This window comes from Synechococcus sp. W60.3, from assembly GCF_047502615.1.
Lineage (GTDB): Bacteria > Cyanobacteriota > Cyanobacteriia > Thermostichales > Thermostichaceae > Thermostichus.
This window is the reverse complement of record NZ_JANSHJ010000023.1, coordinates 19,774-45,200: the sequence shown is the minus strand read 5'-3', so window position 1 is coordinate 45,200 and position 25,427 is coordinate 19,774. Positions and strand designations below refer to the sequence as shown.

28 protein-coding genes and 1 pseudogene are annotated in these 25,427 nt (G+C 60.3%); 16 read left to right on the top strand and 13 right to left on the bottom strand.

What is annotated here, in order from left to right:
- The 7 genes from NW846_RS09190 to NW846_RS09160 form a co-directional block, all read right to left on the bottom strand.
- Positions 1–304 (bottom strand): hypothetical protein (locus tag NW846_RS09190; protein WP_011429496.1); only part of this gene is annotated, 304 nt, incomplete at its 3' end.
- Positions 305–400: 96 nt separating this feature from the next.
- Positions 401–1,225, bottom strand: a complete 825-nt coding sequence (locus tag NW846_RS09185; RefSeq protein WP_041438096.1) for a hypothetical protein — start codon at positions 1,223–1,225, stop codon at positions 401–403.
- Positions 1,226–1,274: 49 nt separating this feature from the next.
- Positions 1,275–2,588, bottom strand: coding sequence for a histidinol dehydrogenase (hisD, locus tag NW846_RS09180; RefSeq protein ID WP_011429494.1), 1,314 nt, complete (start codon positions 2,586–2,588; stop codon positions 1,275–1,277).
- 243 nt (positions 2,589–2,831) lie between these two features.
- Complete coding sequence (locus NW846_RS09175; protein ID WP_240527732.1) at positions 2,832–3,620, bottom strand: hypothetical protein; 789 nt, start codon at positions 3,618–3,620, stop codon at positions 2,832–2,834.
- 169 nt (positions 3,621–3,789) lie between these two features.
- Positions 3,790–4,989: an LL-diaminopimelate aminotransferase gene (locus NW846_RS09170; RefSeq protein WP_414347629.1), complete on the bottom strand. Its 1,200-nt coding sequence runs from the start codon at positions 4,987–4,989 to the stop codon at positions 3,790–3,792.
- A 34-nt stretch (positions 4,990–5,023) separates the two neighbouring features.
- Complete coding sequence (locus NW846_RS09165) at positions 5,024–5,542, bottom strand: TolB family protein (RefSeq protein ID WP_041438852.1); 519 nt, start codon at positions 5,540–5,542, stop codon at positions 5,024–5,026.
- 119 nt (positions 5,543–5,661) lie between these two features.
- Positions 5,662–5,946 (bottom strand): DUF427 domain-containing protein, encoded by a 285-nt coding sequence (locus NW846_RS09160; protein ID WP_414347633.1) that lies wholly within the window; start codon positions 5,944–5,946, stop codon positions 5,662–5,664.
- 170 nt (positions 5,947–6,116) lie between these two features.
- On the opposite strand from NW846_RS09160, the gene NW846_RS09155 reads away from it, so the two are divergent.
- The 11 genes and pseudogenes from NW846_RS09155 (at position 6,117) to NW846_RS09105 (ending at position 14,866) form a co-directional block, all read left to right on the top strand.
- Positions 6,117–7,547 carry a DUF697 domain-containing protein gene (locus NW846_RS09155; RefSeq protein ID WP_414347636.1) on the top strand — a complete coding sequence of 477 codons (1,431 nt, stop codon included), beginning with the start codon at positions 6,117–6,119 and terminating at the stop codon, positions 7,545–7,547.
- 130 nt (positions 7,548–7,677) lie between these two features.
- Complete coding sequence (locus NW846_RS09150) at positions 7,678–7,860, top strand: hypothetical protein (protein ID WP_414347639.1); 183 nt, start codon at positions 7,678–7,680, stop codon at positions 7,858–7,860.
- Between the two features lie 4 nt (positions 7,861–7,864).
- A pseudogene (locus tag NW846_RS09145) lies at positions 7,865–8,072 on the top strand (hypothetical protein); the annotation flags it as partial.
- 10 nt (positions 8,073–8,082) lie between these two features.
- Positions 8,083–8,205, top strand: a complete 123-nt coding sequence (locus tag NW846_RS09140) for a hypothetical protein (RefSeq protein ID WP_276307358.1) — start codon at positions 8,083–8,085, stop codon at positions 8,203–8,205.
- A gap of 44 nt (positions 8,206–8,249) precedes the next feature.
- On the top strand, positions 8,250–9,236 hold the full coding sequence (glyQ, locus tag NW846_RS09135; RefSeq protein WP_414515798.1) for a glycine--tRNA ligase subunit alpha: 987 nt from the start codon (positions 8,250–8,252) through the stop codon (positions 9,234–9,236).
- Positions 9,237–9,383: 147 nt separating this feature from the next.
- On the top strand, positions 9,384–9,908 hold the full coding sequence (locus tag NW846_RS09130) for an NYN domain-containing protein (RefSeq protein WP_011429486.1): 525 nt from the start codon (positions 9,384–9,386) through the stop codon (positions 9,906–9,908).
- A 266-nt stretch (positions 9,909–10,174) separates the two neighbouring features.
- Complete coding sequence (lepA, locus tag NW846_RS09125) at positions 10,175–11,986, top strand: translation elongation factor 4 (RefSeq protein ID WP_011429485.1); 1,812 nt, start codon at positions 10,175–10,177, stop codon at positions 11,984–11,986.
- The gene (gene yqeK / locus NW846_RS09120; protein ID WP_011429484.1) at positions 11,979–12,620 is read left to right on the top strand and encodes a bis(5'-nucleosyl)-tetraphosphatase (symmetrical) YqeK; all 642 of its coding nucleotides are present in this window, start codon (positions 11,979–11,981) and stop codon (positions 12,618–12,620) included. The genes lepA and yqeK overlap by 8 nt, the downstream gene beginning before the upstream one ends.
- Before the next feature lie 12 nt (positions 12,621–12,632).
- Positions 12,633–13,004 carry a ribosome silencing factor gene (gene rsfS / locus NW846_RS09115; RefSeq protein ID WP_414346479.1) on the top strand — a complete coding sequence of 124 codons (372 nt, stop codon included), beginning with the start codon at positions 12,633–12,635 and terminating at the stop codon, positions 13,002–13,004.
- A gap of 580 nt (positions 13,005–13,584) precedes the next feature.
- Entirely contained in the window at positions 13,585–13,905 is a 321-nt protein-coding gene (locus tag NW846_RS09110; RefSeq protein ID WP_011429481.1) for a hypothetical protein, read from the top strand.
- A 49-nt stretch (positions 13,906–13,954) separates the two neighbouring features.
- Positions 13,955–14,866, top strand: coding sequence for a histone deacetylase (locus NW846_RS09105; RefSeq protein ID WP_414346483.1), 912 nt, complete (start codon positions 13,955–13,957; stop codon positions 14,864–14,866).
- Here the strand turns inward: NW846_RS09105 and NW846_RS09100 are convergent.
- The 3 genes from NW846_RS09100 to speD all read right to left on the bottom strand — a co-directional run bounded on the left by NW846_RS09100 (position 14,863) and on the right by speD (position 17,539).
- Positions 14,863–16,014 (bottom strand): NAD-dependent epimerase/dehydratase family protein, encoded by a 1,152-nt coding sequence (locus NW846_RS09100; RefSeq protein WP_011429479.1) that lies wholly within the window; start codon positions 16,012–16,014, stop codon positions 14,863–14,865. The two genes, NW846_RS09105 and NW846_RS09100, sit on opposite strands and share 4 nt — an antisense overlap.
- A 99-nt stretch (positions 16,015–16,113) precedes the next feature.
- Positions 16,114–17,052 (bottom strand): polyamine aminopropyltransferase, encoded by a 939-nt coding sequence (locus tag NW846_RS09095; RefSeq protein ID WP_011429478.1) that lies wholly within the window; start codon positions 17,050–17,052, stop codon positions 16,114–16,116.
- A gap of 28 nt (positions 17,053–17,080) precedes the next feature.
- Positions 17,081–17,539: an adenosylmethionine decarboxylase gene (gene speD / locus NW846_RS09090; protein WP_099812417.1), complete on the bottom strand. Its 459-nt coding sequence runs from the start codon at positions 17,537–17,539 to the stop codon at positions 17,081–17,083.
- A gap of 481 nt (positions 17,540–18,020) precedes the next feature.
- Between speD and NW846_RS09085 the strand changes: the two genes are divergently transcribed.
- Genes NW846_RS09085 through NW846_RS09075 form a run of 3 tightly spaced genes read left to right on the top strand, consistent with a single transcriptional unit; the run spans position 18,021 to position 19,736 of the window.
- Positions 18,021–18,563, top strand: a complete 543-nt coding sequence (locus tag NW846_RS09085; protein WP_414346487.1) for a DUF3110 domain-containing protein — start codon at positions 18,021–18,023, stop codon at positions 18,561–18,563.
- 41 nt (positions 18,564–18,604) lie between these two features.
- Positions 18,605–19,330 (top strand): hypothetical protein, encoded by a 726-nt coding sequence (locus NW846_RS09080; RefSeq protein WP_041438088.1) that lies wholly within the window; start codon positions 18,605–18,607, stop codon positions 19,328–19,330.
- Between the two features lie 31 nt (positions 19,331–19,361).
- Positions 19,362–19,736 carry a hypothetical protein gene (locus NW846_RS09075; protein ID WP_011429474.1) on the top strand — a complete coding sequence of 125 codons (375 nt, stop codon included), beginning with the start codon at positions 19,362–19,364 and terminating at the stop codon, positions 19,734–19,736.
- Positions 19,737–19,760: 24 nt separating this feature from the next.
- Here NW846_RS09075 and NW846_RS09070 read toward each other — a convergent pair whose 3' ends face one another.
- From NW846_RS09070 to larE, 3 genes are all read right to left on the bottom strand, one after another.
- Positions 19,761–20,042 carry a DUF1830 domain-containing protein gene (locus tag NW846_RS09070; protein ID WP_011429473.1) on the bottom strand — a complete coding sequence of 94 codons (282 nt, stop codon included), beginning with the start codon at positions 20,040–20,042 and terminating at the stop codon, positions 19,761–19,763.
- 280 nt (positions 20,043–20,322) lie between these two features.
- Complete coding sequence (locus NW846_RS09065; RefSeq protein WP_011429472.1) at positions 20,323–22,149, bottom strand: DUF3769 domain-containing protein; 1,827 nt, start codon at positions 22,147–22,149, stop codon at positions 20,323–20,325.
- Positions 22,150–22,196: 47 nt separating this feature from the next.
- Positions 22,197–23,021, bottom strand: a complete 825-nt coding sequence (larE, locus tag NW846_RS09060) for an ATP-dependent sacrificial sulfur transferase LarE (RefSeq protein WP_011429471.1) — start codon at positions 23,019–23,021, stop codon at positions 22,197–22,199.
- Between the two features lie 288 nt (positions 23,022–23,309).
- Here larE and ebsA point away from each other — a divergent pair, with 288 nt between their 5' ends.
- Positions 23,310–23,681: a type IV pilus biogenesis protein EbsA gene (ebsA, locus tag NW846_RS09055; protein WP_099834657.1), complete on the top strand. Its 372-nt coding sequence runs from the start codon at positions 23,310–23,312 to the stop codon at positions 23,679–23,681.
- Entirely contained in the window at positions 23,671–25,338 is a 1,668-nt protein-coding gene (gene cimA, locus NW846_RS09050; RefSeq protein ID WP_414346490.1) for a citramalate synthase, read from the top strand. The genes ebsA and cimA overlap by 11 nt, the downstream gene beginning before the upstream one ends.
- The last annotated feature ends 89 nt before the right edge of the window (positions 25,339–25,427 follow it).

The window sequence follows — 25,427 nt, the reverse complement described above, 5'->3', positions numbered from 1 at the left end:
ACATCATCACCAAAAACGGCAGGGGATCGCTGGGCCCTGCCGGCGAGATCAGCTCGATGCGCTTTTCGCCGGGGTAGGTGCTGGGATCGATCTCAAAAGTCACAGTCAGCGCCTCGGCAGTGGCCTGCACCGGCTCTTGGGAGCGCCCCAAGGGATCCCCGAAGCTAACCCGGATCCCCTTGCCCGCCGGGCTGATCCGGATCTCCGTCACCTGATCCAGATGGGATCCCTCCAGCGTACAGACAATAACATCGCCCACAAAGGCCTCTAAAGGCCAGCCGCGTCGTACTTGGGGTCTAGGCATGCTTACTCCCTCTCCCGCTAGGGGCTGCTCTAGATCCTCCCCTCGGCTCCTAAGCACCCCAAAGATCGGCGGCAGCTCCAAAACCCTGGGGAGGAACTACCTGATGTTTAGCCCAAAGTTGTTGGCATGACAAATGGGTACCGACCCTGCGAGGGTAGCGCTGGTCCAGCCCTTTTGCGGGAGAGGAGGCTCGGAGGTTGGCAGCGGTGCCGTCCCTCGCAACAGCAAGTCTTGACCAGGGCCAACGCTCACCAGCCGCGGCACCTCCTCCAGGCTATCGGCCACGGCAAACAGCACCCGCCCTCGCGCCTGGGGATCCCAGTCCAGCAGCTCGGCATACCCCAGGGCCGGCGGTGGCTCCCAAACCTGTACCGGTGGGATCCTGTTCGAGTCGGCGGGCAAGGGCCAGATCACCGCCCGATCCCAGCTCAAGTCGGTCTGGAACCAGCCTGCGTACTCCCGCGCCAGCAGGGTGTTGTCCTGCCAGGCCAGAGGCAGGATCATGGCAAAATCCAATGGCTCAACGGGGTCGTACACAGACGCCGCAGCTTGATAGATCACTTGCAAGGCTTGGGTACGAGTGTTCTTGGCAAACAACACACTGGTCAACCGACTGGTCTGAGGCGTGGCAACCAAATCCAGACGAGTGTACACCTGCCACTGGGGATCCGGGGCCGGCAGGGGCCGGCTGCGCAACAGGCCCACCAGCGTACACTGCCGTTGCCGCGCCTGCTCCTGCAAGTCGTATACCCACTCCCACGGGATGGGCAAGGCAGGAGAAGAGATTGCTTCGGGGGCAGCCGACATTATGTCTTTTATGTCCTTCGGCCAGGCGGCGCTCCCCTCCGCCCAGACGATCCAAACCGCCACAAGGGCTCCCCCCAGTTGCCCCAGCCAGTTTTGCCTGAGCCGGCTCCCCATCTGCTCCACCTTCCGTCTTCACTGCGGTTCAAGCCCTGTCTAGGCTAGGTTAGTGCTCCTCCGCCAGCCGTACCTGTACCGACTGGCCATGGGCGGGCAGCCCCTCGGCTTGCGCCAGAGCTTGGATCGCGCCGGCCACCTCCTGCAGGGCTGCCGAGCCGTACTGGATTAGGCTGGAGTGCTTCAGGAAGGTCTCCACTCCCAGCGCTGAGGCGTAGCGGGCCGCCCCCGCTGTGGGCAAGGTGTGGTTGGGGCCGGCCAGGTAGTCTCCCACCGCTTCTGGGGTGTAGTGTCCCAGGAAGATCGCCCCCGCGTGGCGAATGGGATCCAGCAGAGCCCAGGGATCCGCCACCTGCAGCTCCAGGTGTTCCGGCGCAAACTGGTTGGACAAGTTGACCGCTGTGGCCAGATCCGGCACCACCGCGATCAGGCCGTAGTTGGCCACCGCCTTCTCCACCAGCAGACGGTTGGGGTGGGCTTCCATCTGGGTGGTTACAGCCTGCTGCACCTGTTGGGCCAGCTTGGGATCGGGGGTCAGGAGGATCGCGGCTGCTAAGGGATCGTGCTCCGCTTGGGCCAGCAGATCGGCAGCCACGTAGAGGGGATTGGCGCTCTCGTCGGCGATGATCAACACCTCGGAAGGCCCCGCCAGCGAGTCGATCCCCACCGTGCCGTAGACCAGCTTCTTGGCCAGCGTCACATAGATGTTGCCGGGGCCGGTGATCACGTCCACCTTGGGGATGGTCTCGGTGCCATAGGCCAAGGCCCCAATAGCCTGGGCCCCGCCGACGCGATAGATGGTGTGGATGCCCACTTCTTGGGCGGCCACCAAAATAGCCGGGCTGATCCCCTTGCCCCCCAGCCCGTCGGATCCCGGCGGGGTCACCATGACAATCTCGGGCACCCCCGCCACCTTGGCCGGAATGGCGTTCATCAACACCGTGCTGGGATAGGCGGCCCGCCCTCCTGGAATGTAGAGGCCAGCGCGATCCACCGGGCGGTACTGCTTGCCCAAGACGATCTCGGGGCCGGGAAAGCTCACCCAACTGCTGGGCACCCGCTGCCGGTGAAAGGCTTCGATGCGCTGTTTGGCCAAGCGCAGGGCCGATAGCAGTTGCGGAGATACCGCCTGGTAGGCTGCCTCCAGCTCAGCCCCCGACACCTTTAGCTCGGCTACGCTCAGCTCCACCTGGTCGAACTCCGCCGTGTAGGCCAGGAGAGCGCGATCCCCCTGGCGGCGTACCGCTTGTAGGATCTCCCGCACGGTTGCCTCGCGGTGCAAGTTCTGGTCAGCCTGAGTGCGCTCCGAGATCCGTCTAAGCTCGGCTTCAGCCTCGGCTAGCTGGGTGACGATTCTCAGCATGGCAACTCCTTCGCTTAGCGTGCCGTAAGCAGATGGTAGCGAGGGATCCGGTGGCATCGCGGTAGCAAAGCAGATCCTCGCTGCACCGGTTCGCAGTGACCAGAGGAGCTACCCTCGGTCAGGGATCCCGTCTGCACCTAGCGTGATCCACGGTGGCTATGGTCATAGCTTAGCCTGGATTTTCCGCGGCCAAGAGCCGCCCAGCCTTTGCGGGGCGGGGGTGTTGTGGCCTTAGGGAGCATGTCAAAAGCGCAATTCCGCCGATTTGATTAAATTGCGAAAATCGTGGATCACCTCTTCGCAGCGGCGGAAAAAAGCCAGCACCCAGTCCCGCAGCACCTTTTGTTGAGATTCGTCCAGCTCCTTGAGGGTGCCCTTGTAGTGGATTTGTCCGCTGCGCTCGATCTCGAACTGATGGAGCCACTCGGCTGAGGATCCCTGGCGTTCCACCACTTCCTGCCGCGCCGCCTTCCAATAGTTGACGATCACCGCCTTGCCCAAATAGCCGCTTGTGATCTGGCAAAGACGATTGAGAGATTGCACGAAGACATCCATCTCCATGCGGCTGCCTGTCGCTGCCGGCTGGGTCGCCTCCTCCCTTGGTGTGGGCTTGCCTTCTGCTAGGGTGGAGCTGGGTTGGGTAAGGTTCCGACCCGTCTCCGCCTGGCTGGTCAACAGGCGCAAGGTGGCCAGGCCCTTCGGCGTATCCCGTTGCAGCTCGGCTCGCAGGCGGTTGACGGCCAAGGTGTAGACCGGCATCACCAGGTCGTCATTGACCGCCACCAGCAGCACCCACTCCGGCCCCAAAGGGTAAACGAAAACCCGCTGCTCGGCAAACTGAAAGTCAAAATAGTCCAGTCCTGGGGGCATGGTTTGCAAAACCTGAAACAGCCCTTCGGTGAGGGCCTGCTGCTGTCGGCTGTCCAAGTTCTGAAAAGAACGGTAGAAAAAAGGGCGGCCTGTTCGACTCAGGAGCGCTACCCCCATCACCCCGCGGATGGACAAAAAACTCTCGAGCGTCTCTTTTTCCATGCCCCTTGGGAGCCAACTGGGCCAACACAACTCCTATCCTGGCTCAGATTAGCCGGCACTGGCTGCAGCTAATACTGGCAGCCTAAAAGGCCAGGACGGGGACAACAACCGGCCTCAGAGGAACATCTGTAGCCTGCCCCCTTGCTGCTTCTAAGCTGGCTCTATGCGACTAGGCCTGCCGGAGACCAGAAGTGCCTTTGCCCAAAAATTCCCCAATTCGTTCTATTGCCTCTTCCAGCCGGGATCCCTCTGCCACCAGCGCAAAGCGGACATAGCCTTCGCCGCCGGGGCCAAAGCCAGAGCCTGGAGACAGGGCAACGCCGGTGGCCCGCACCAAGTCTAGACAAAACTGGGCCGAGGAACCGCGGTACGACTCCGGCAAAGGCGCCCACAGGTACATGGTGGCCTCCGGCAGGGGCACGGGCCAGCCGATGCGGTGCAGAGCCGCCACCGCGATGTCTCGCCGCTCGCGGTACACTTGCCGCCAGTGATCCAAAAAGCTGTCGGGAGCTGCCAAGGCCGCCGCCGCCCCCCGCAGGATGCCCTGGTAGGGGTGGAAGTCGATGGTGGACTTCACCAGGCGCAAAGCTCGGATCAGCTCGCGGCTGCCGATGGCATAGGCCACCCGGAACCCCCCCATGTGGTAAGACTTGGAGAGGGAAAAGAACTCGATGGTGCGGGTCTTGCCGGGATCCGCCAGCAGCGCCGAGGGAGCCACCTGGCCGTCGAAACGCCAGTCCACATAGGGAAAGTCATGGGCCAGGAAGATATCGTGCTGCTGACAAAATTGCAGCGTCTCCTGCCAAAACTCTGGGGTGACGGTGGCGGTGGTGGGGTTGTGGGGATAGCTCAGCACCAACAGCCGCGCCCGACGGCAGATCTCCGCCGGGATCTCATCCCACTGGGGCAGGAAGCGGTTTTCCGCCCGCAGGGGCAGATAGTAGGGGATCCCGCCCGCCAGATGGATCCCGCCCCCATGGGAGGGGTAGCCCGGGTCGGTGATCAAAGCAACATCCCCGGGATTGAGCAGGGCCAGCGGTAGGAGAGCCGTTCCCTGCTGGGATCCGATCAGCGGCAGCACCTCAGTTTCTGGGTCGATCTCCAGGCCGAACTTCCTGAGATACCATTGGGCGCAGGCGGCGCGAAACTCGGCCGTATCGTGGAACAGGGTGTAGCCATAGGTGGAGGGATCTGCCAGGGCCCTCTGAATGGCTGCCAGCGCTTCCGGGGGCGGGGGCAGGTCTGAGGAGCCCAAAGAAAGGTCGATGACATCCAAGCCCGACCGGCGCGCCTCCCACTTGGCCTGGTCTAGCTGGTCAAAGACATTGGAGTGCAGCGGCTCCAGTCGTTGGGCGAAGGCAGCGAGCATGCGACAAGTCCAGGTTGGCTATTCCTGAATCCCCTTAGGGATTGCTGCCGGCATTAGAAGAGCTGGGGGCAGAGGGCCGTGTGGCCGCTGCCGGGCCACGGTCGAAGATCTCGATGTTCCACTGGCCGCGACCGTTGCTCTCAAAGGCGATAAAGCGGCCATCGCCGCTGATGGTGGGGTTGCGCACATCTCCCGGTACCCGGCTGCTGATATTCTCAACGCGGCGGGTTTGGCGGTCGTAGAGAAAAATCTCCGATTTGCCCAGCGCATTGGACACGTAAACGATGTAGCGGCCGTCGGCGCTGATGTCGGGCGAGGTGGCGGCCACGTCGCTGGAATTCAGGCCGGGCAAGTCCACCAGCCGCTGTTCCACCGTGTCGTAGAGAAAAATATCCTGGCTGCCGCCGCGGGCGGAGGAAAACACCAGGTAGCGACCATCCCCGCTGAAGGAGGGCTCCCCATCGGGGAAGATACTGTTGAGGCCGCTGCCGGCCAGCGTGGGGCGCGGCGTGCGAAACCCTGCCGGGCCACAACCGAGCAACAGGAGGCTCAAGCCGGCCCAACACCACCTGCTTGCCCAGCGGGTTGGGCTGCGTGGAATCTGGCCATCGGTCAGCATCGCATTGCCCCTCCAATTCTTTTCCATCATACTCAGTTGGCAACTCGGCTCGGCTAGAGTTCTACCTCGACGCCCTTCCAGAAGGCCACGTAGCCGCGGATGTTGGCTGCAGCCGGCTTGGGATCCGGGTAGTACCAGGCGGCGTCTTTGTTCTCCTGGCCGTTGACCACCAGGGTGTAGTAGCTGGCTTGTCCTTTCCAGAGGCAGGTGGTGTGGGTGGAGCTGGGCTGGAAGTATTCCCAGCGCAGGGATTCCGGCGGAAAATAGATGTTGCCTTCCACGGTTTCGTAGCGGTCGGTCTCCGCCACAACCACCCCGTTCCAGATGGCCCTCGGCATGAAAAACCTCCTGTCGCAAACTCCCAGTTCTCAACGTTAAAGTTGCAGATCCCGGCAAGCCCAACTGCCTTTCTTTGAGATTAGCGTTTCTGCTTATCGTCATCGTTGTCGTTGAGGGTTGACACCCGCCCCTGCCGGGCTGTTCTCCACTGCTATTGAGCGTCACTGCCATGGCTCGCCGCAACACCCTAGAAGATGACCTCAACTACCAGCAAGCCAAGCGCAGCCTGCGCCAGTGGGTGGCTCAACTGGATCTAAGCCCCCAGGAGATGGCGGGTTTGGAAGGGGAGCTGGAGAGCCTGCAGACGCTGCTGGACAAGCTGGAAACCGAGGTGATCCACATCGCTGCCTTTGGCCTGGTGGGGCGGGGCAAATCTTCTCTGCTCAATGCTTTGCTGGGGGAGCCGGTCTTCCAGACGGGGCCCACCCACGGCATTACCCGCACTCAGCAAGCGGCAGCTTGGAACATCAGTTGGGAAACCCGCCCCCAATCCCCCTTCTCTGCAGCAGCCCTGCAGGGATCCCGTCTGCCCCCTGCCTCGGTGCAGTCGGTTCAGGTTAGTCACTGGCAGGGATCCCGTCTGGAGCTGATCGACACGCCCGGCCTGGATGAAGTGGACGGCGAGGAGCGGGCACGGCTGGCCCAGGAGGTGGCGCAGCGGGCCGATCTGATCCTCTTTGTGGTCTGCGGGGATCTGACGCGGGTGGAGTTTGAGGCCCTGGCGGCCCTGCGGGAGGCGGGCAAGCCCATGCTGCTGGTGTTCAACAAGATCGACCAGTACCCGGAGGCGGATCGCCAGGCCATCTACGACAAGATCCGCAACGAACGGGTGCGGCAACTTCTTTCTCCCGACGAGATCGTCATGGTGGCGGCCTCCCCGCGCGTGCCGCGGCTGGTGCAGAGGCCAGATGGCAGCTTCGGCGTGGAGATCGAGATCGGCCCCCCCCAAGTGGACGCCCTGCGCCTGAAGATCCTGGAGGTGCTGCACCGGGAGGGGCGCTCCCTGCTGGCCTTGAATGCCCTCCTGTTTGCCGATCGCGTCAACCAACAGGTCATCGAGCGCAAGCTGCAAAGCCGCGCCCAGCAAGCCCAAGACCTCATCGCCGCCGCTGCCCGCACCAAGGCGCTGGCCGTTGCCCTCAACCCCGTTACCCTGCTCGATACCTTGGGAGGGCTGGCCCTGGATATTGCCTTGATCCTGCGCCTGTCCCGCCTCTATGGCTGGCCCATGAGCAGCGCGGGAGCCGCACAACTGCTGCAGAAGATCGTCCTCAGCATGCTCAGCCTGGGGGCAGGAGAATGGGTGGCGCTCTTGGGCCTGGGATCCCTGAAAACCTTGCTGGGGGGATCCCTGCCCTTCGCTGGAGGATTCTCCCTAGGGGCCTACGGTTCGGTGGCCCTGACGCAAGCGGTCTTGGCCGGGTTTTCCTGCTACGCCATCGGGGAGGCGGCCCGTCGCTACCTGGCCCAAGGAGCCAGTTGGGGGCCAGAAGGGCCCAAAGCCGCCATTGCCCAAATTTTGGCCGATTTGGACGAGACCTCCATTACCGCGCGCCTCCGGGAAGAGATCCGCAGCAAAATCGGTTCGGCGCTGCTTTGAGATCCTACAGTCGAGAAGCCGAGCCCCTTGCACCCATGACCTACTGTTTTGGCATCCTCACCCGTTCTGGCTTGGTGATGGCGGCAGATTCCCGCACCAACGCCGGGGTCTCCTCTCCATCGACTCCACCATGAAATCCAACATCTCCGTCGGCCCCCCCATCGACCTGGTGATGGTACAAGCGGATCAGTTCAAAGTCTCCCAGCGCCTGCGCCTGCGCACCGGGGATCTCTACCTGGCCAAGATGCGCAAGCTCTGGGAGAGCATGACTCTAGTCAATAATAAGCTCAACTATACTGAAAATAATGTATAATATGTTCAGTACGGATTACTACCAGTTGATCTTTCTGTTTACTTTCGAGTCTGCCAACATGGTAGCCAAAGCAAAGCAGAAAATTGGTAGTAAGACGACACGGAAACTGCGCTTTGGGTATTCTACTCAAAGCTTTGCGGGATACCGCCATTCTGTTTGGACTCCGTCCCGCTAACGCGAATGGAAACAAGCAGAATGCTATCGCTGCATAGTTGAACAGTGATGTTCAGCAGTGTTCAGCGTAAATGTATCAGCGCCCTCAAACAAGCCTTCGACCAAATGCCGCCCATCGAGTGGAACCACTCAGACCCAGCGGATGCCGATCAAGAAGAGCTGATCGACTGAGGGGGGAGATTGGTAGGATAAGGTATCCCTGCTCAGCCCTTGGTATGTCAGCCCACACCTTTCAGGACTTGATCTTTCGCCTGCAGCAGTTTTGGGGGGAGCAAGGCTGCCTCATCCTGCAACCCTACGACCTGGAAAAAGGCGCCGGCACCATGAGCCCCCACACGTTTTTGCGCGCCCTGGGGCCGGATCCCTGGCGGGTGGCTTATGTGGAACCTTGTCGCCGCCCCACCGATGGGCGCTACGGCCAAAACCCCAACCGTCTGCAGCACTACTTTCAGTACCAGGTTCTGATCAAGCCCTCCCCCGACGACATCCAGGAGGTGTACCTGGAGAGCCTGCGGGCCCTGGGCATTGACCCGGCAGAACACGACATTCGCTTTGTGGAAGATGATTGGGAATCTCCCACCTTGGGGGCTTGGGGTGTGGGCTGGGAAGTGTGGCTAGATGGCATGGAAATAACCCAATTCACCTACTTCCAGCAAGTGGGCGGGCTGGATTGTCGCCCCGTTTCTGTGGAGATTACCTACGGCCTAGAGCGCCTGGCCATGTACCTACAGGGGGTGGACTCGGTTTTCGACCTCTGCTGGGGTGAGCACCCTTCCCTAGGCCGGATTACCTATGGGCAAATCTATTTCCAAAACGAGGTGGAGCAGTCCTACTACAACTTCGAGTATTCGGATCCCGAGATGCTGCTGGAGCTGTTCCGCCTCTACGAAGCTGAAGCCAAGCGCCTGATCGAAACCACACACCAGAAGCTGCAAAAACAGGTGCTTCCCGATCGGCTGGCGGTGTCGCTGCTCCTGCCCGCCTACGACTATGTGCTCAAGTGCTCCCACACCTTCAACCTGCTCGATGCCCGCGGCGTCATTGCCGTAGCCGAGCGCACCCTCTACATTGGGCGCATCCGCAACCTGGCCCGACAATTGGCAGAGCTGTACGTTAGCCAAGCCGACCGCCCTGGATCCAGCTATGCCCTGCGGCAGCCGGAACCCACCCTGATCTCCAAAGGCGCCTGGGCTAATGGCTAGGGAAAAAGATCCCTGTTTTCGCTATGATGGGTGATCGGTATCAGCAGGCGCTGGCCTGCCGTGGCCACCCTTACCTTAGGATAATCGACACTCTCGTTTTCACCCTCTTTTCCTGACCAGTCCACCTTTATTCCGAGAAAAATCTTTATGTTTCGCCATCCCGTCACGCGGGTTTCCATCTTTATCGATGGGAACAATATGTTTTATGCTCAACAAAAAAATGGCTGGTTTTTCGACCCGCGCCGAGTCTTGGATTATTTTGTCAGGTCACAGCCCAACGTCGAGCTAGTCAACGCATTTTGGTACACCGGCATCAAGGATCCCAACGATCAAAGGGCCTTTCGAGATGCTCTGATCAGCTTGGGTTTTACGGTGCGCACCAAGATCCTTAAAGAGTATCGAGACGAAGACTCTGGCCGCTACTCCCAGAAGGCCAACCTGGATATCGAGATCGTCATCGATATGTTCAACACGGTTGGGCAATACGACAGGATCATCTTGTTTAGCGGCGATGGCGATTTTGAGCGGGCCGTTGAGCTGTTGCGCTCCAAAAACACTTTGATTACAGTCGTCTCCACTGAAGGAATGATCGCCCGCGAGCTGCGCAATGCCACCGATCGCTACATCGACCTCAACGACATTCGCCCCTACATCGAGAAGCTGGATAAGTAGGGCCGATCCCTCTACTCTCGAGCTGGCCCCACAGCTCCCCGGCGGAGTTGTCACAACCCACCTGAGGTCCTTCGGGTTTCTCCGCCTTGAGAGAAAGTCTGCTTGGTAAAATTGCTGCCACGCAAGCGACCCATCTGTTACACCGGCCATCGTCGGCGTTGCCGGGAAAAGCTGTCCCAGCCACTTTAACTTCTGGGCAACCTTGGCCCAGGCAGAGGGCCAAAGAGGCTAGCATTGTAAAAAATCTTTGCCCCAACCAGGTTTTTATGACCGACGTTCCCGTCTCCCGCATTCGCAACTTTTCCATCATCGCCCACATCGACCACGGTAAATCCACCCTGGCCGACCGGCTGCTGGAGGCGACCGGCACCGTTTCAGCCCGCGAGATGAAGCCGCAACTGTTGGACAACATGGAACTGGAACGGGAGCGGGGCATCACCATCAAGCTGCAGGCGGCCCGCATGAACTACCGCGCCCAAGACGGCCAAGACTATGTCCTCAACCTCATCGATACGCCGGGGCATGTGGACTTTACCTACGAAGTCTCCCGCTCCCTGGCCGCCTGCGAAGGGGCGCTGCTGGTGGTGGATGCCTCTCAAGGTGTGGAGGCGCAGACCCTGGCCAACGTCTATCTGGCCCTGGAGAACAACCTGGAGATCATCCCGGTCATTAACAAAATCGACCTGCCGGGGGCGGAGCCGGAGCGGGTGATCGCCGAGATCGAGCAGGTCATCGGCCTCGATTGCAGCGGAGCGATCTTGGCCTCTGCCAAAATGGGCATCGGCATCCCAGAGATCCTAGAGGCCATTGTGCAGCGGGTGCCCCCGCCGCGGGATACAGTGGCGGATCCCTTGCGGGCCCTAATTTTCGATAGCTACTACGACTCCTACCGCGGCGTGATTGTCTATGTGCGCATCATGGATGGGGAGGTGAAGACGGGAGATAAGATCTGCTTCATGGCCTCCGGTCGGGAATACGAAATTACCGAGCTGGGGGTGATGCGCCCTCATCAAGAGTCCGTTGCGTCTCTCCATGCTGGGGAAGTGGGCTACATTGCCGCCGCCATTAAAAGTGTCGAGCACGCCCGTGTCGGGGATACCATCACACTTGTCCATCGCAAGGCCTCTGAGCCTCTGCCCGGCTACAAAGAAGCCAAGCCGATGGTCTTCTGCGGCCTCTTCCCCAGCAACTCCGATCAATACGCCGAACTCAAAGAAGCTCTGGAAAAACTGAAGCTCAACGATGCCGCCCTCTACTTTGAGCCGGAAGTTTCCCCTGCGATGGGCTTTGGCTTCCGCTGTGGTTTCTTGGGCCTGCTGCACATGGAGGTGGTGCAGGAACGCCTGGAGCGGGAATACAACCTGGATTTGGTGATCACCGCTCCGACGGTGGTGTATCAGGTTACCCTCAACGATGGCTCTGTGATTCGGGTAGACAATCCCAGCAAGCTGCCTCCCCCCAACGAGCGCACCAGCATTGAGGAGCCGATTGTGAGGGTAGAGGTGATTCTTCCTGAGGAATTTGTCGGTACCGTGATGGAGCTGTGCGAGACCAAACGCGGCACCTTTAAGGACATGAAATACCTGGCGCAGGGTCGAACTACGCTCGTGTATGAGCTACCGCTGGCAGAAGTGGTCACCGACTTTTTCGATCAACTGAAATCTCGCACCCGCGGCTACGCCAGTATGGATTACCAAATGGTGGGTTACCGCGCCGACGACCTGGTGCGCTTGGACATCCTCATCAACGGCGACGTGGTGGATTCTCTGTCCACCATTGTGCATCGGGACAAAGCCTTTTATGTGGGCCGGTCTTTGGTAGCCAAGCTGCGCGAGCTGATCCCACGCCACCAGTTTGAGGTGCCCATTCAAGCAGCAATTGGCTCTCGGGTGATAGCCCGCGAAACTATTCCTGCCCTGCGCAAAAATGTCCTGGCCAAGTGCTATGGGGGGGATGTGACCCGCAAGCGCAAGCTGTTGGAAAAACAAAAGGAGGGGAAAAAGCGCATGAAGGCGGTGGGAACCGTCGAGGTGCCCCAAGAGGCGTTTATGGCGGTGCTGAAGTTGCAAAATGACTAGCCCGGTCTTACGGCGGGAAGAGGTGTTGGCCTGGCTCCAGGAGCAGGTGCCCCCCCCTCGCCTTCGCCACATCTTGGGGGTAGAGGCGATGGCCCGGCAACTGGCAGCTCACTATGGGCTGGATGAGCAAAAAGCTGCTTGGGCAGGGCTGATGCACGACTTGGCCAAGTCCTTCCCCCCGGAGCAACTGCTGCAGAGCGTCGCTCAGGAGCGGGAGTTGGACGAGATCGAGCGGGCCGAGCCCCACCTTCTCCATGCCGAGGTGGGATCCCTGCTGGCACGGGAGCGATTTCAGGTGCAGGATGCGGAGATCTTGGCAGCCATCGCCAACCACACCCTGGGACGGCCCGGCATGGATCCGCTCAGTTGTGTGGTTTTTGTAGCCGATGCTCTGGAACCCAACCGCGGCAACAGTCCGGAGCTAGAACATCTGCGACGACTAGCTTTTGTAGATTTATCTAAAGCTGTGGTGGGGGTTTGCGATCTCAGCCTGAGATTTCTGCTAAACCGGTATCAGGTGATCCATCCACGCACACTCATGACTCGGAATCATTTTCTGCTGCATCCTTTGGGTAAAAAAGGTTCGGAGGAGATTGTGTCTCCAGTCAATTCAGTCGTTTCAGGAGGGTTTTAGTTGCTACAGTCCATGCCTGTCCGTGCCAGGGATCCCATCTATCGCATGGCGTTGAGCGCAGCTCGCGCAGCAGAAGAAAAAAAAGGCGGCGACATTGTCCTGCTGGATGTATCCCAAATTTCCACGTTGGCGGATTACTTCCTTTTGATCAGTGGCTACTCGCTTACGCAAGTACGGGCCATTGCCCGAGCAATCGAGGAAAAGGTTTGGGAGGAGTGGCAACAGAGTCCGCGCCGCATCGAAGGTCAAGAGTCAGGCTCTTGGATACTGATCGACTATGCCGATCTCATCGTCCATGTGTTCATGCAGGAGGAAAGAGGCTATTACGACCTGGAATCTTTCTGGATCCAGGCTCAGCGAGTCGATTTGCCAATAGCAGGCTAGACATAGTTTTAGATCCTTAGATCTTGGCAGCTTTTCAGAGCTTGTAGCCAGGCGAAGAGTTGCTCCGCTTAGCTCTTCAAGTGGGTGTCTTTGCCAAACGAAAGTGTTAGCCGATCGTCAAGAAATGTGTAAACTTCTTAATAGTCCCATAACTTCCTACATAGTTACGTGTTAGCGTATTGGAGGAGGAGTAGCTGGGTAAGATCTTCTTCCCTCTTGCGGTTGAGTTTCTATAGTCTTTGTTAAATGGCCTACCCTGTCCTTCTCAAAAAGCCGATAATTTTTCGTTGGTACCGGATACCAGCGAAGAGATTTTCCGGCTGCTGATTGTTGGCTGCTTTCAGCGGCAGAGGGGAGGGCAAACGGGGCAAATAGAGGGGGCTAAGGATTGGCCGCAGGGGAGATCTTAGCAGACAAATCCACAACCTCTTCCCGCTGGTGGACTGGATCTGCCGCCGGCTCAGCTATCCGGCCTGTAGGCAAGAGTCCGAGGCAAAGAGCGGCCAAGGAGGAAAGGAGAAAGTTGCACTTTTTGTTTAATGCCTGTTTTAAGAGCGACGGGGATTTTTAGGAGGGACAAATGGAAAAGATGTTGGTTAATATCGTTGAGTACCTGGCTTTGGGAGAACTGGAAAATGTCCTCTGTACTGAGCACCCCCATCAGCAGGTTTTCCACGATGCCAGGGAGCGGGAAGCGCTGATGCAGCAGATCTTAAACCGGGTTCCTGCTGTTTATATGTGGCTGGCTGCCGATGAGTGTCCCAGCCGCGATCAGCTCAACCCTTCTGAGCTGGAATTGCTCCGCTCGGTAGTGCGGGAGGTGGTCAATCAAAAGCTGCAACAAGCTTCTTTTGGCGTTGATCCCTATGCGGGATCCATGTCGGAAGCCTTCTACGGGTAGAGGGAAGATGGGCTTAGGCTAGACTGCAAGAACGCTACCTTGCCCTGGTATGTTGCCCGTTTACTATTCTGAGACTTTTCTCCGCCACGACGCCGGGCCGTTTCACCCCGAGCGTCCGGCTCGCCTGCAGGCCGTTGTCAAGGCGCTGCGCGGTGCCTCTTTCGCCGAGCATCTGGAATGGCGGGATCCCCCCTTGGCCGATCTTGCACAACTGGAGCGGGTACACCCGCGCTGGCACATTCAACGGGTGGCCGAGTTGGCTGCGGCAGGAGGGGGTCGCCTCGATGCCGATACCGCCGTTTCCCCAGCGAGCTTTGAGGCGGCGCGGCAGGCAGTTGGAGCCTGGATTGCTGCTTCGGCCTCGGCTTTGGCCGCGGCTCAGCCTGCTTTGGTGCTGTGTCGCCCGCCGGGGCATCACGCGGAGCCGGAACGGGCAATGGGGTTTTGTCTCTTCAGTAACGCCGCCATTGCCGCCCTCTGGGCCCTGGATCAGCCGGGGGTGAGGCGGGTAGCCATTTTCGATTGGGATGTGCACCACGGCAACGGCACGCAGGCGGTGGTGGAGCGTCACCCCCAACTGGCCTATGCCTCTATCCATCAGTTTCCCCTCTACCCTGGCACGGGCTTGGCCGAGGAAACCGGGATCCACGGCAACCTCTGCAACGTGCCTTTGCCTGCCGGCTCGGATTGGTTGGCCTACAAAAAGGCCCTCGACGAGAAGATCTTGCCGTTCTTGCAAGCGTTCCAGCCGGATTTGCTGCTGGTGAGCGCCGGCTTCGACTGTGCCAAAGGGGATCCCCTGGCCGGTATGCAGCTAGAGCCGGAAGCCTTTGGCCGCATGGCCCGCCTTTGCCTGGAGGAGGTGACCCGCAAGACCGTCTTCGGGTTAGAAGGGGGCTATGACCTGGAGAATCTGGCCCGCGGCTGGCTGAGCCTGGCCCAAGCTTGCCTGGAGAGCTAGCCCTTCCACTTCACCTTGGGCAGGATCTGCCGCACATCCACGCGGTCTTTGTACTTGAGGGCGAAGTTGAGCAGCGAGTCCAAAAGCGAGTCAGATAGGTAGTGGGGTTGTAGGCCCAGGTCTAGGAGCTTGGTATTTTTGGCGTTGTAGTAGTGCTCCTCCAGCTCGACACGGGGGTTTTCCAAGTAGTTGATTTCCACCTTCAGGCCCATGGCGGCTCCGGCCTTTTGCACCATCAGCGCCAGTTGCTCCACGCTAAATTGCTCGGTGAACTGGTTCATCACCCGGAACTGACCTGGCTCAGGAGGATTGGCGATGGCCAGCTCCACACAGCGCACCGTATCGCGGATATCCAGGAAGCCACGGGTTTGGCCCCCCTTGCCGTACACCGTCAGGGGGTGGCCCACTGCGGCTTGAACGCAAAAGCGGTTCAGGGCCGTGCCGAACACGCCATCGTAGTCGAGGCGGTTGATCAGCACCTCATCCATGCCGGTTTCTTCTGTTAACACGCCGTACACCACCCCTTGATTGAGGTCGGTAGCCCGCAGGCCCCAGACGCGGCAGGCGAAGTGGATGTTGTGGCTGTCGTGCACCTTGGAGAGGTGATACATGGAACCCGGCTGTTTGGGATAGGGCAGGGTATCCTTGCGGCCGTTGTGCTCGATGGTGATGTACCCCTCCTCGATGTCGATGTTGGGGGTACCATACTCGCCCATGGTGCCCAGCTTCACCAGGTGGCAGTCGGGAAACTCCTCCTTGATGGCGTAGAGGATGTTCAGGGTGCCCACCACGTTGTTGACCTGGGTCATCACCGCATGTTCGCGGCTAATCATCGAGTAGGGAGCAGAGCGCTGCTCGCCAAAGTGGACGATGGCCTCCGGCTCAAAGCGACGCATGCAAGAAATGAGGGCCTCGTAGTTGGTGACGTCGCAAACGAAAATGGGAATATCCTTGCCGGTCAGCCCCTTCCAGCGATCCACCCGCTGCTCGAGCTGGGCAATGGGCGTCAGGGTAGAAACCCCTAGCTGCAGATCCCAGAGGCGGCGCACGTAGGAATCGAGAATGGCCACCTCATAGCCCCTGTTGGACAGGTGTAGGGCCGTTGCCCAGCCGCAGTATCCGTCACCACCAATAACCAGGACTTTCATCGGGGAAGCAAAATTCGGCTGCTCACGAATCTACCAAGTTATGGCACCGAAGACAAATACCCTGGGATCCCACTTTTAATCGCGGATTGGGCCGCCAGATTACTCGACCTGAGGAGGGTTGGCCAGGGTGTAGACGGTGGTCTCAGCAGCAATGGCACGGCGCAGGTGGGCGGGAACCTGGTAGAGTCCCAGGAGGGTGATGCCATCGATGAAGCGCAGCGCTCCGCGGTCGGGATCCAGGTGTTGGGCCAGGATCTGGTCGACCTGTTCGGGCTCCGGCCTGGAAGAGATGGGATCCTGGGCTGCCAGGGCAAACCCCAGCGGCCCGCCGTAGGTGGGGGCGTAGATAGCGTAGGGCTGCACAGCAGCAAACACCGTTTTCAAGGTGTGAACGATGCGAGTGTGCTGCCACAACTCCACTGGACCCGTCGGCCCAGCTTGGATGACAAAAGCCCCAGCGGTCTGCAACTTGGAGCGAACCTGGCGGAAAAACTCCTGGGTAAAGAGGCGGTAGGCCGGGCCGGCCTCAACGGGATCCGACAGATCGGAAAGGATCGCGTCCCAGATCGGCTCCGTCTGGCCAAGAAAGTCCAAGGCGTCGGCGATCACCACCTCTGCCCGCGGATCCGCAAAGGATCCTTGGTGCATTTCCGGCAGATGCTCTCGACAGGCTTCCACCACCTCCCCGTCGATATCCACCATCACCACTTGCTCCACCGAGCGCCAGCGCAGCACCTCCCGCAGCGTCGCCCCTTCCGCACCACCCAATATCAACACTCGCCGCGGGATCCCACCCGCCTGGACGACCTGCACCAGGGCCGGATGAACCAGAGCCTCGTGGTACAGGAATTCGTCCGCCGTGGTGGACTGCCAGTGGCCATCCAGCATCAGGCCCTTGCCATAGGCTCCCGTCTCGGCGATCAGCATCTCCTGAAAACGGGTTTTTCGGTAGGCCAGAATGCGCGTGATGGCACGGGCAGTGTAGTCCCAGGGGGTGAAGTACTCCTGCGCCCAGAAGAAGCTCTTTGGGGTGTTCATAGGACACCTGACAAAAAGTGGCGGGATCTCAGCGCCTTCGTCCGGCCGTTTCACAGCTTAGCGCTTCGGGAAAATCCGCCATCTCTTCAATGGGTGCCGCATCCGTGGTTCGGCGAGGTAGCTTGCGCAGCGAATACCGCCGCGCTTGAAACACCTGGATCAAGTATTCACAGGCTGCTTCGGGCCGCGTGTGGCGACCACAGGTGAACACATCCACCGCTGCATAGCCCGCTTCGGGCCAAGTGTGAATGGAGATATGGGATTCTCCCAAAAGGGCCAGAGCCGTGATCCCCTGTGGCTCAAACGGATGGCAAAGCTCGCCCAAGAGGGTGGAGTTGGAGCGTCTTGCTGCCTCCCGCAAGGCCTGTTGCACCAGGGAAACATCATCCAGAAGTTTGGCCGGGCAGTCGTAAAGCTCTAGGATGCAGTGGATCCCGATCAGAGCCAGAGACCTATCCCCTAATTGGCCAGATAGTGTGTGCAGCATACTATCCCCTAATTGGCCAGATAGACTACCGAAGCCGTGCGAACAAAAAGCACAGCTTTACCATCTTCTCATAGATGCAGCGGGATTACACCCCGCAACGGCTTTTTTCTTAACTGAGAATTAACCTTGACGTTGTCCGCAGCCCTGCCGGCTTGCTCCCACGCAGGGGGAGAGCGGCGATTCTTTCACAACTTGCAGTAGCTGCTGGCAGGCAACCCCCACTTGCTGTGCCACACCATCCTTTGCTGCTCTGCCCGATTTGCCTATCCAGTTGGCCAAGCCCGATATCTGCCCACCCCGCTGGCGGCATCTCGAACGTGGTGCAAGGGGAATTGCTCAGCAGTTCGGCTTCCTACCCAACGACCGGCTGACAGCGCCAAGGAGCGGGGATCCCTGGAAGAGTCCCCCTCTCAAAGCTCCCAGAGCGGTTAGTCTAGACTGTGGACAGTGACGTTCCTCTCAATCCGAGCAGAGGCTGTCGATGGACACCGCCGAGGCCCTCCAAGTTCTCAACCTGCCGCCGGATGCCAGCGAACGGGAGATCCGGAGGAAGTGGTTTCGAGAATATCAAACCCTCAGTGCCGCCCTCTTGGAGCTGGAGGACGAACGGCAAAGGCCCTTGCTGGAGGCGCAACTGGCACGGCTCAACGAGGCGCGGGATGTGTTGCTCGGCGGCGGATCCCAGGCTGAGAAGGAGTTGGCTTGGGCTAGCCCGGAAGACTTGCCTTCCCAGGTCATCGTGCTGCTTTACCAAGCCAATGGCCAAGAGGGGATCTGCACACGCCAGATCGGGGGGCAGGACATTGTCATTGCGTTTGAGAGCGCCTTTGGGGCGAAAAAATATGCCCGAAGGCTGGCCCAGCAGGGGCTGCCCAAGCCGCTGGCCGAGCGCTTTGATACTCAGGAGATCGTCGATTTTTGTCGCGAAGGGGGCTATGGGTTGATGGTGGTTCCAGCCAGCGAGGTGCTGGAGCCGCTGGAGGAGAGTACGGAAGCCGCGCGGAATTGGCAGGGCAAATCCTAACGGCCTGGACTTCAACCCAGATTGCGTTGCGAGGGTCTTCGATGATCACTGCCGAACCAATCTCTCTAGAGGAGTTTCGCCAGATCATGGATGCGGATCTGGAGGCTTGCTGTGAAGCATTTGGCCTGAGGGAAGGGTACCTGCGTCTGCAACAACAACAACTGCGCTTCTGGGTTATGCTGGCCCTCTGCCTGTTGGTGGTTGCCCTGGTGATCTTTTTGGGGATGCGGGATCCCGGCTATTGGCTACTGTATACAGTGGCCGTCGTGTTGCTGGCGGTGGTTTTGCTGGGGCTCCTCTGGGCCAGCTTGGAGCTGCAGCAGAGCCTGCGCCGCATTCGCCAGCGCTGGCAGGAGGCCCACCTCCTAAATAGCCCTCCCAAGATCATGGAGTTTGCCAGCGATCTCGCCCGCAAGGTAAAAGAGTACAACCGCTGGGTGCAAGAGCTCCAACAATCGCTGGAGGGGGGCCAGTATTGGCGAGATTTTCGCCAACTGAGCGAGGCCGAGCAGCGGTATATCCAGTCGCTCTTTTTGCAGGTGCGGGCCCAGTTGATCACGGCTTTGCAGATGTGCAGAGCCTTGATCGAAGACCCACGGGTTCCCGTAGAGCAGTACTTTAACCAGATGGTTGCCCGGGATCAGCAACTGCTGGAGCAATTTATCGCCAAAAACTTGACTGCCAACCGCTACGCAGCCATAGCTCGCGAGCTATCTGCCCTGGAAGCAGATCTGCAAACCCAGCTCAGAGCCCTGGGATCCCGGTGATAGTCTGGTGTCGATGCTCGGCAGCTTGTTCATGAGAAGCAGAGGCACCGCAACGCTGTACATCCTGCTGGGTCTGGGCCTGCTGGGGTGCGGGGATCCCAATGTGCCGCTGACCCAACCTCCCCCCGATGCTTTTCGGGTCAGCACCCCCCGTCCGCCGCGCTTGGATCTGTACCCCACCCCACCACCAACGCCCACCCCTACTCCCACACCGCCCCCCAGCCTGCTGGAGCTCACGGCCCGTTGGCTGGGGATCCCGTGGCCGCCGCAACGGCGCGAGATCAGCCCGGTGCGGTTGAGCGCCCGTTTCCTTGAGATCCCACTGCCGCCCAAGCCTCGCCCCTCACCCCAACCTTCCCCTAGCCCGGAAAGAGAGGAGAGAAAGGAGCAAGGTCGCGAGACCTAGTCCACACCGCTGGCCTCGGGGCATCTAGGCGCCCACCGTCACCGGCTCCGTCTCTCGCACGCGCAGCTTTTCGCAAGGGATGATATCCGTCAGGATGGAGCTGGCCATCATGCCCGTGTGGATCTCCAGTTTGGCTCCCAGCACTGCCTCAAACAGCAGCCGCTGCCCTGGGAAGACCACCCGCTCAAAGTACCAGTTCTCGATATTTGTGATGCGAACCACCTGAACGGAGCTGGTCGCGTTGATGTAGCTACAGGTTATTCGCTCTACTCGTTTTTTGTCGGGGATCGCATCAAGTGTTTGCATAATTAGATCACCAGCCCACTCTGCTCAGCCTATTATCTACCCTAACACCGCCTGGGGATCGCTGCAGTAGCCTTTGATACGGCGATCCCAACCAGCAAAAATGAATCCTGGAAAAGTAATTTCTGTATTTTATCTTACCGTTTTGATTTTTCAGAATGGCCCTTCAAATCAGGAGGGATTTGGATTGAAATTTCTCCCTGCGGCGAGGCAATTTCTCACAGAGAATCTCCGCAGAGCAGTAGTTAAGATTACATTTTGAGTCCCCTTGGGAGTTTGGGGATCACGGCTCGTGGAGGCTCGCTCCGGTCGTCGGCTTCGGCGAGGACTGGCGGGGATCCCAGTTCAGGCCCTCCACCCGCAGCTCCAGCGCCCCCGACTGACGCACCGGATTGTATTGCAAGCTAAATCCATAGGTGCGGCGGTCGTAACCCAGGCGATAGGTGGTATCCACCTGCTGGCCGGATTGGAGATCCAGTGTGGTTTCGGCCCCCACCCGCAGCGGGCCGTACAGTTGCTGTAAAAAGCCCAGAACAAGCTGCTCCCGCGTGGTGATGCGGTCGAACAAAAACGGCGAGGCCCCCGCCAAAAAGCCATTGGAGTAGGTCACCCTCAGGTTGGTGTAGTCGAAGGTATCGGCCACGAAAGCCCCGATTACCGCGTCGAGGCCAATGCTGCCGGCAGTATAGCTTTGGGCACGGCCATTGGAGTAGAACGACTGGCTGCTGCTGAGGCCGGTGTTGAGCCAGATTCCCTGTTCGATGGGCAAAGCGGAAAAGCGGGGTGGGGGATCTGCTGCCGTCTTGGGGGGCCGCCAAATGGGAAAGGAGCGGCTCACGGTTGCCCCCAGTTGCAGTCGGGTGAGCTGGATGCGGTCGGTGGTCTTGGCCAGGGCTAGATCGGGATCGGTGTCGATGTCGCCGAGTTGTCCTAGGGCGTCGATGGAGTCGGCGGCTATGCGGTAGCTGAAATTCAAGCCGGTGTCGCCGAGAAGGAGGGTGGGCGAGTTGTAGCTGACACCGAAGCGATTTTCCACGATCTGAAACCCCAGCCGCCCGCTGAAAAAACGCTCCCGATAAGCATAGGTGTAGGTGACTTGGCCGCCGTCGCCGGTGGTAACGCGGTGTTCGACCTGCGCCCGCAAGCGCCGAGCAAATTCCTCGAAGACGATCCCGCGCAGCTCGGCAAACAGCGAGGTTTGGGCATTGGCTTCCGGTTGCCGCCAACGAAAATCCGTCCGCAGCCCAACCCCATCGCGGATCCCTTGGAGGCTCCCCCAGAGGCGCTGCGGATACAGTTGGGGGGAGAGCACCAAGCTGAGGTTGGGATCCTGCAGCAGCTCGATGTTGGCTTGCAGGATCAGGCCGCGCCGCAGTTCTTCCCGGTCGAAGTCATCGTAAAAAAGGCTGACCGGAGGCTGACGGTTGAAGGAGTCAAGACGCAGCCGAATGGGCAGGGGCAAAAAAAAGACCTGGTCGAAAACCAGTTGCCCCGCCTCGGCCATCAGCAGGCTGGAACCATCCGGCTGCAGGGCGGAGGTCACTCGCGGGCTGCGGATCTCCAGCTCTGGCGGATCTAGCGGGTCGTTGGTCAACTGCACTTGCTCTCCTTCCCAGTTGTTGGCAGCGAAGCGGATGCGAACGGCGCGAAAGCGCACCAGCCGCTGCGGCGAGAGGGCCGCTGCCGGGGATCCGGCGGCCTGCAACTGGCCGATATCCACCTGCCCGAAGGCCTCTTCCAAAACTCCCTGCTCCCGCTCAAAGTCGTATTCCAGGCGGGATCCCTGGATGCGCTGCCGATGCAGCTCCACCGAGACATTGCCCTCGGCCACGGCTCGCCGCTGTTGCAGCTCGATGCGCAGGCGGTCTGCCCGCAGCACAGAGCGGCCCAGCCGCATCTCCACATTTCCTTCCGCCTGGAAAACCTGCGCCCGTTGGTCGAAGGTTTGGCGGTCGGAGCGCAGCCGTAACGTGCGATCCGCAAGGGTATCGGGGGCACTCGTATCCCCAGGCTGAGCGGCTGCCACCTGGTCTTTCTGGGCTGAGGCAGGAGCAGCCGTTGCCAGGCCAAACACCCCCAAGCAAAGCCAGAGCCACCAAAACCCTTTCATACTCCCCCAAACCTGCGCAAAACTTCAGCCCAAGCCCCCGGGCTGGCTCAGCCCGTTGTCGGCGGGGGCGGGTTGAGGGCGCGGTTGAGCTTGCCGCTGCGGTAGCCCTCCAAATCGAGACTGACGTAGAGGTAGCCGAAGGATTGCAGAGCCCTGACCAGCGCTTCCAGATCGGTTTTTTGCACAAACTCTCGGATCTGGTGAGGGGGCAGTTCGATGCGAGCAGTATCTTTCTCGGAGCGCACCCGCACCTGGTGCCAGCCCAAGCTGCGCAAATAGCGCTCTGCCGCCCCCACTCGGCGCAGCTTCTCGGCAGTGATGGCCTCGCCATAGGGAAAGCGGGAGCTGAGGCAGGGCTGAGCCGGCTTATCCCACCAGGGCAGGCCCAGATGGCGAGACAGTTGCCGCACCTCCAGCTTGCTCATCCCCACCTCCGCCAGGGGGGAACGCACGCCCCGCTCTCGAGCTGCCTGCACTCCCGGCCGGTAGTCGGCCAGATCGTCGGCGTTGAGGCCATCCACCACGTAGTCGTATCCTTGGGCTTGCGCCAGCCGGCACAGCAGGTCATGCAAGTGGCTTTTGCAGAAGTAGCAGCGGTTAGCGGGGTTGGCGGCGTAGCGGGGATCCTGCAGCTCCTGGGTCTCGACGATCTGGTGGCGGATGCCGATGGATTGGGCTTGCCAGATGGCCTCCTCCAGATCTTCGGGCAAAAGGGCAGGGGAGGCGGCAGTGACGGCCAGGGCCCCCTCCCCCAACTGATCCCAGGCCAGCTTGGCCACCAGGCTGCTATCCACCCCGCCTGAGTAGGCCACCAAGACCCGCCCCATCTTGGCCAAGATCTGGGCAAGCTGCTCAAACTTTTGCTGCAGCACGGGATCCCACTCCGTCGCCAGAGCTGGGGCGGGGGAAGGGATGTTCCTGTCTTGGTTGGTGTCCATGGGTCCAGGACATGCCGAAGAGGGAGTCGCTTGGGGGGATCCCCTCTTTACTTCTCCTATTCTTCCGCAGAGCTTCTCGACTTTCCAACGCTTTTCTCCCAAAGAAGGTGCCGGATCCCTCCTAGAGCCCCTAACCCTTAGACCAGCAAGTCGTCGAGGCGGTAGGCTGGATTGCAGTTGGGGTTGTTGCCGTCCTTAACCGTTTTCTTCCCTTGACACGCCATGGCTCTGCAGCTCGAACCCGCCGGCCCGTCGGAAGTGTCCGTCTATCAGCCCTATTACGCGGTTGCCCGCCGGCAGTACCTGCCCCTGGCCGTGGGCCTTTACAAAAAAGGCAGCCTGGAAGGACAGAGGGCCATCGAGGGAGACAAGCCCGTGCGTTTCCTGGCCAGTTGGCACACGTCGCTGTTGCCCGCAGATCTGACCGTGGTGCAGGTGGTCTTCGATCAGGATGCCGAGCTCACTTACCAGCTCTCCATCGTCAACTACGAGTTTGTGGACTACCTCATCGACGTGGTAGCGCTGGTGCAGCGGGGGCAGCCGCCGGATTTCACCACCGCCTTTTACAAAAAGTTGATGCGGTATGAAGACTGAAGCAGATTCTCCGGTCGCCATCACCCTCTACGACACCACGCTGCGGGATGGGGCGCAGCGGGAGGGGCTGTCGCTGTCGGTGCCAGATAAGGTGCAGATTGCCAAGCTGCTGGATCGGCTGGGGATCCCCTTTATTGAGGGGGGCTGGCCGGGGGCCAATCCCAAAGATGGACAATTTTTCTGGCAACTGCGGGAAGAGCCGCTGGAGCAGGCGGAGCTGGTGGCCTTTTGCTCCACCCGCAAGCCGGGGCGGCGGGCAGCCGATGACCCCCTGCTGCAGGCCATCTTGGCGGCGGGAACCCGCTACGTGACGGTTTTTGGCAAGTCTTGGGATCTGCATGTTACGGAGGGGCTGGGCACCACGCTGCAGGAAAACCTGGCCATGATCCGCGACACCATCGCCTATTTGCGCTCCCAAGGGCGGCGGGTGATCTACGATGCCGAGCACTGGTTCGACGCCTACCGCCACAACCCCGACTACGCCCTGCAAACCCTCGTGGCGGCTGCCGAGGCAGGGGCGGAGTGGCTGGTTCTCTGCGATACCAACGGCGGATCCCTGCCCCACGAGATCGCCGCCATCACGGCAGCCGTCTTGGCGGAATCCCATCACCTGGGGCATTTGCCTTTGGGGATCCACACCCACAACGACTCCGGCACGGCCGTGGCCAATGCTCTAGCGGCAGTCCAGGCGGGGGCGCGCATGGTGCAGGGCACCATCAACGGCTATGGGGAGCGCTGTGGCAATGCCGACCTGTGCAGCGTTATCCCCAACTTGCAACTGAAGCTGGGCTACCGCTGTCTGCCGGAGGGGAAGCTGCAACACCTGACAGAGATCTCCCGCGCCATCAGCGAGGTGGTCAACCTGGCCCCAGATGACCACGCGCCGTTTGTGGGCCGGTCGGCCTTTGCCCACAAGGGCGGGATCCACGTCAGCGCCGTCCAAAAAAACCCCCTCACCTACGAGCACATCGCCCCGGAGCAGGTGGGCAACTGCCGGCGCATCGTCGTCTCGGAACAGGCGGGGCTGAGCAATATCCTCAGCAAGGTGGCCGAGTTCGGGATCCGGCTGGACAAGTCGGATCCCCAGGCCCGCTTGATCCTAGAGCGGCTGAAGACCTTGGAGCTGCAGGGCTACCAGTTTGAGGCCGCTGAGGCCAGCTTTGAGCTCTTGGTGCGGGAGCTGTTGGGGCAGCGCTCGCATCCGTTTGAGGTGCTCAGCTTCCATGTCAGCGCCACCACCCGCTCCGACTGGAGCAGCAAAGACTGGGATCCCAGCGGCGAGGCAACGGAGGTGCAGTCCTTGGCGGCGGTGAAGATTGCGGTGCGGGGGCAGACGCGGGTGACGGCAGCGGAAGGCAATGGGCCGGTGGCGGCTTTGGATGGGGCGCTGCGCAAAGCCTTGCTGGAGTTTTACCCGCAACTGGAGGCCATTCACCTGGCCGACTACAAGGTGCGCATCTTGGACGGGCGGGCCGGCACCTCGGCCAAGACGCGGGTGCTGGTGGAGTTTAGCGACGGCCACCGCCGTTGGACCACGGTGGGAGTTTCCACCAACATCATCGAAGCCTCCTGCCGGGCCTTGGTGGAAGGCTTTGAGTATAGTCTCTTAACAGAACCTTGCCTTTCCCCACCCTCTACCCAAAGGGCCTCGCCTTGAAGGGGATCTCCCCTCTCCCTCTGGGAGAGGGGCTGGGGGTGAGGGCCGGCGCAGAGCGCTTGGGCCTGTCTCCAACTCATTTGAAATCA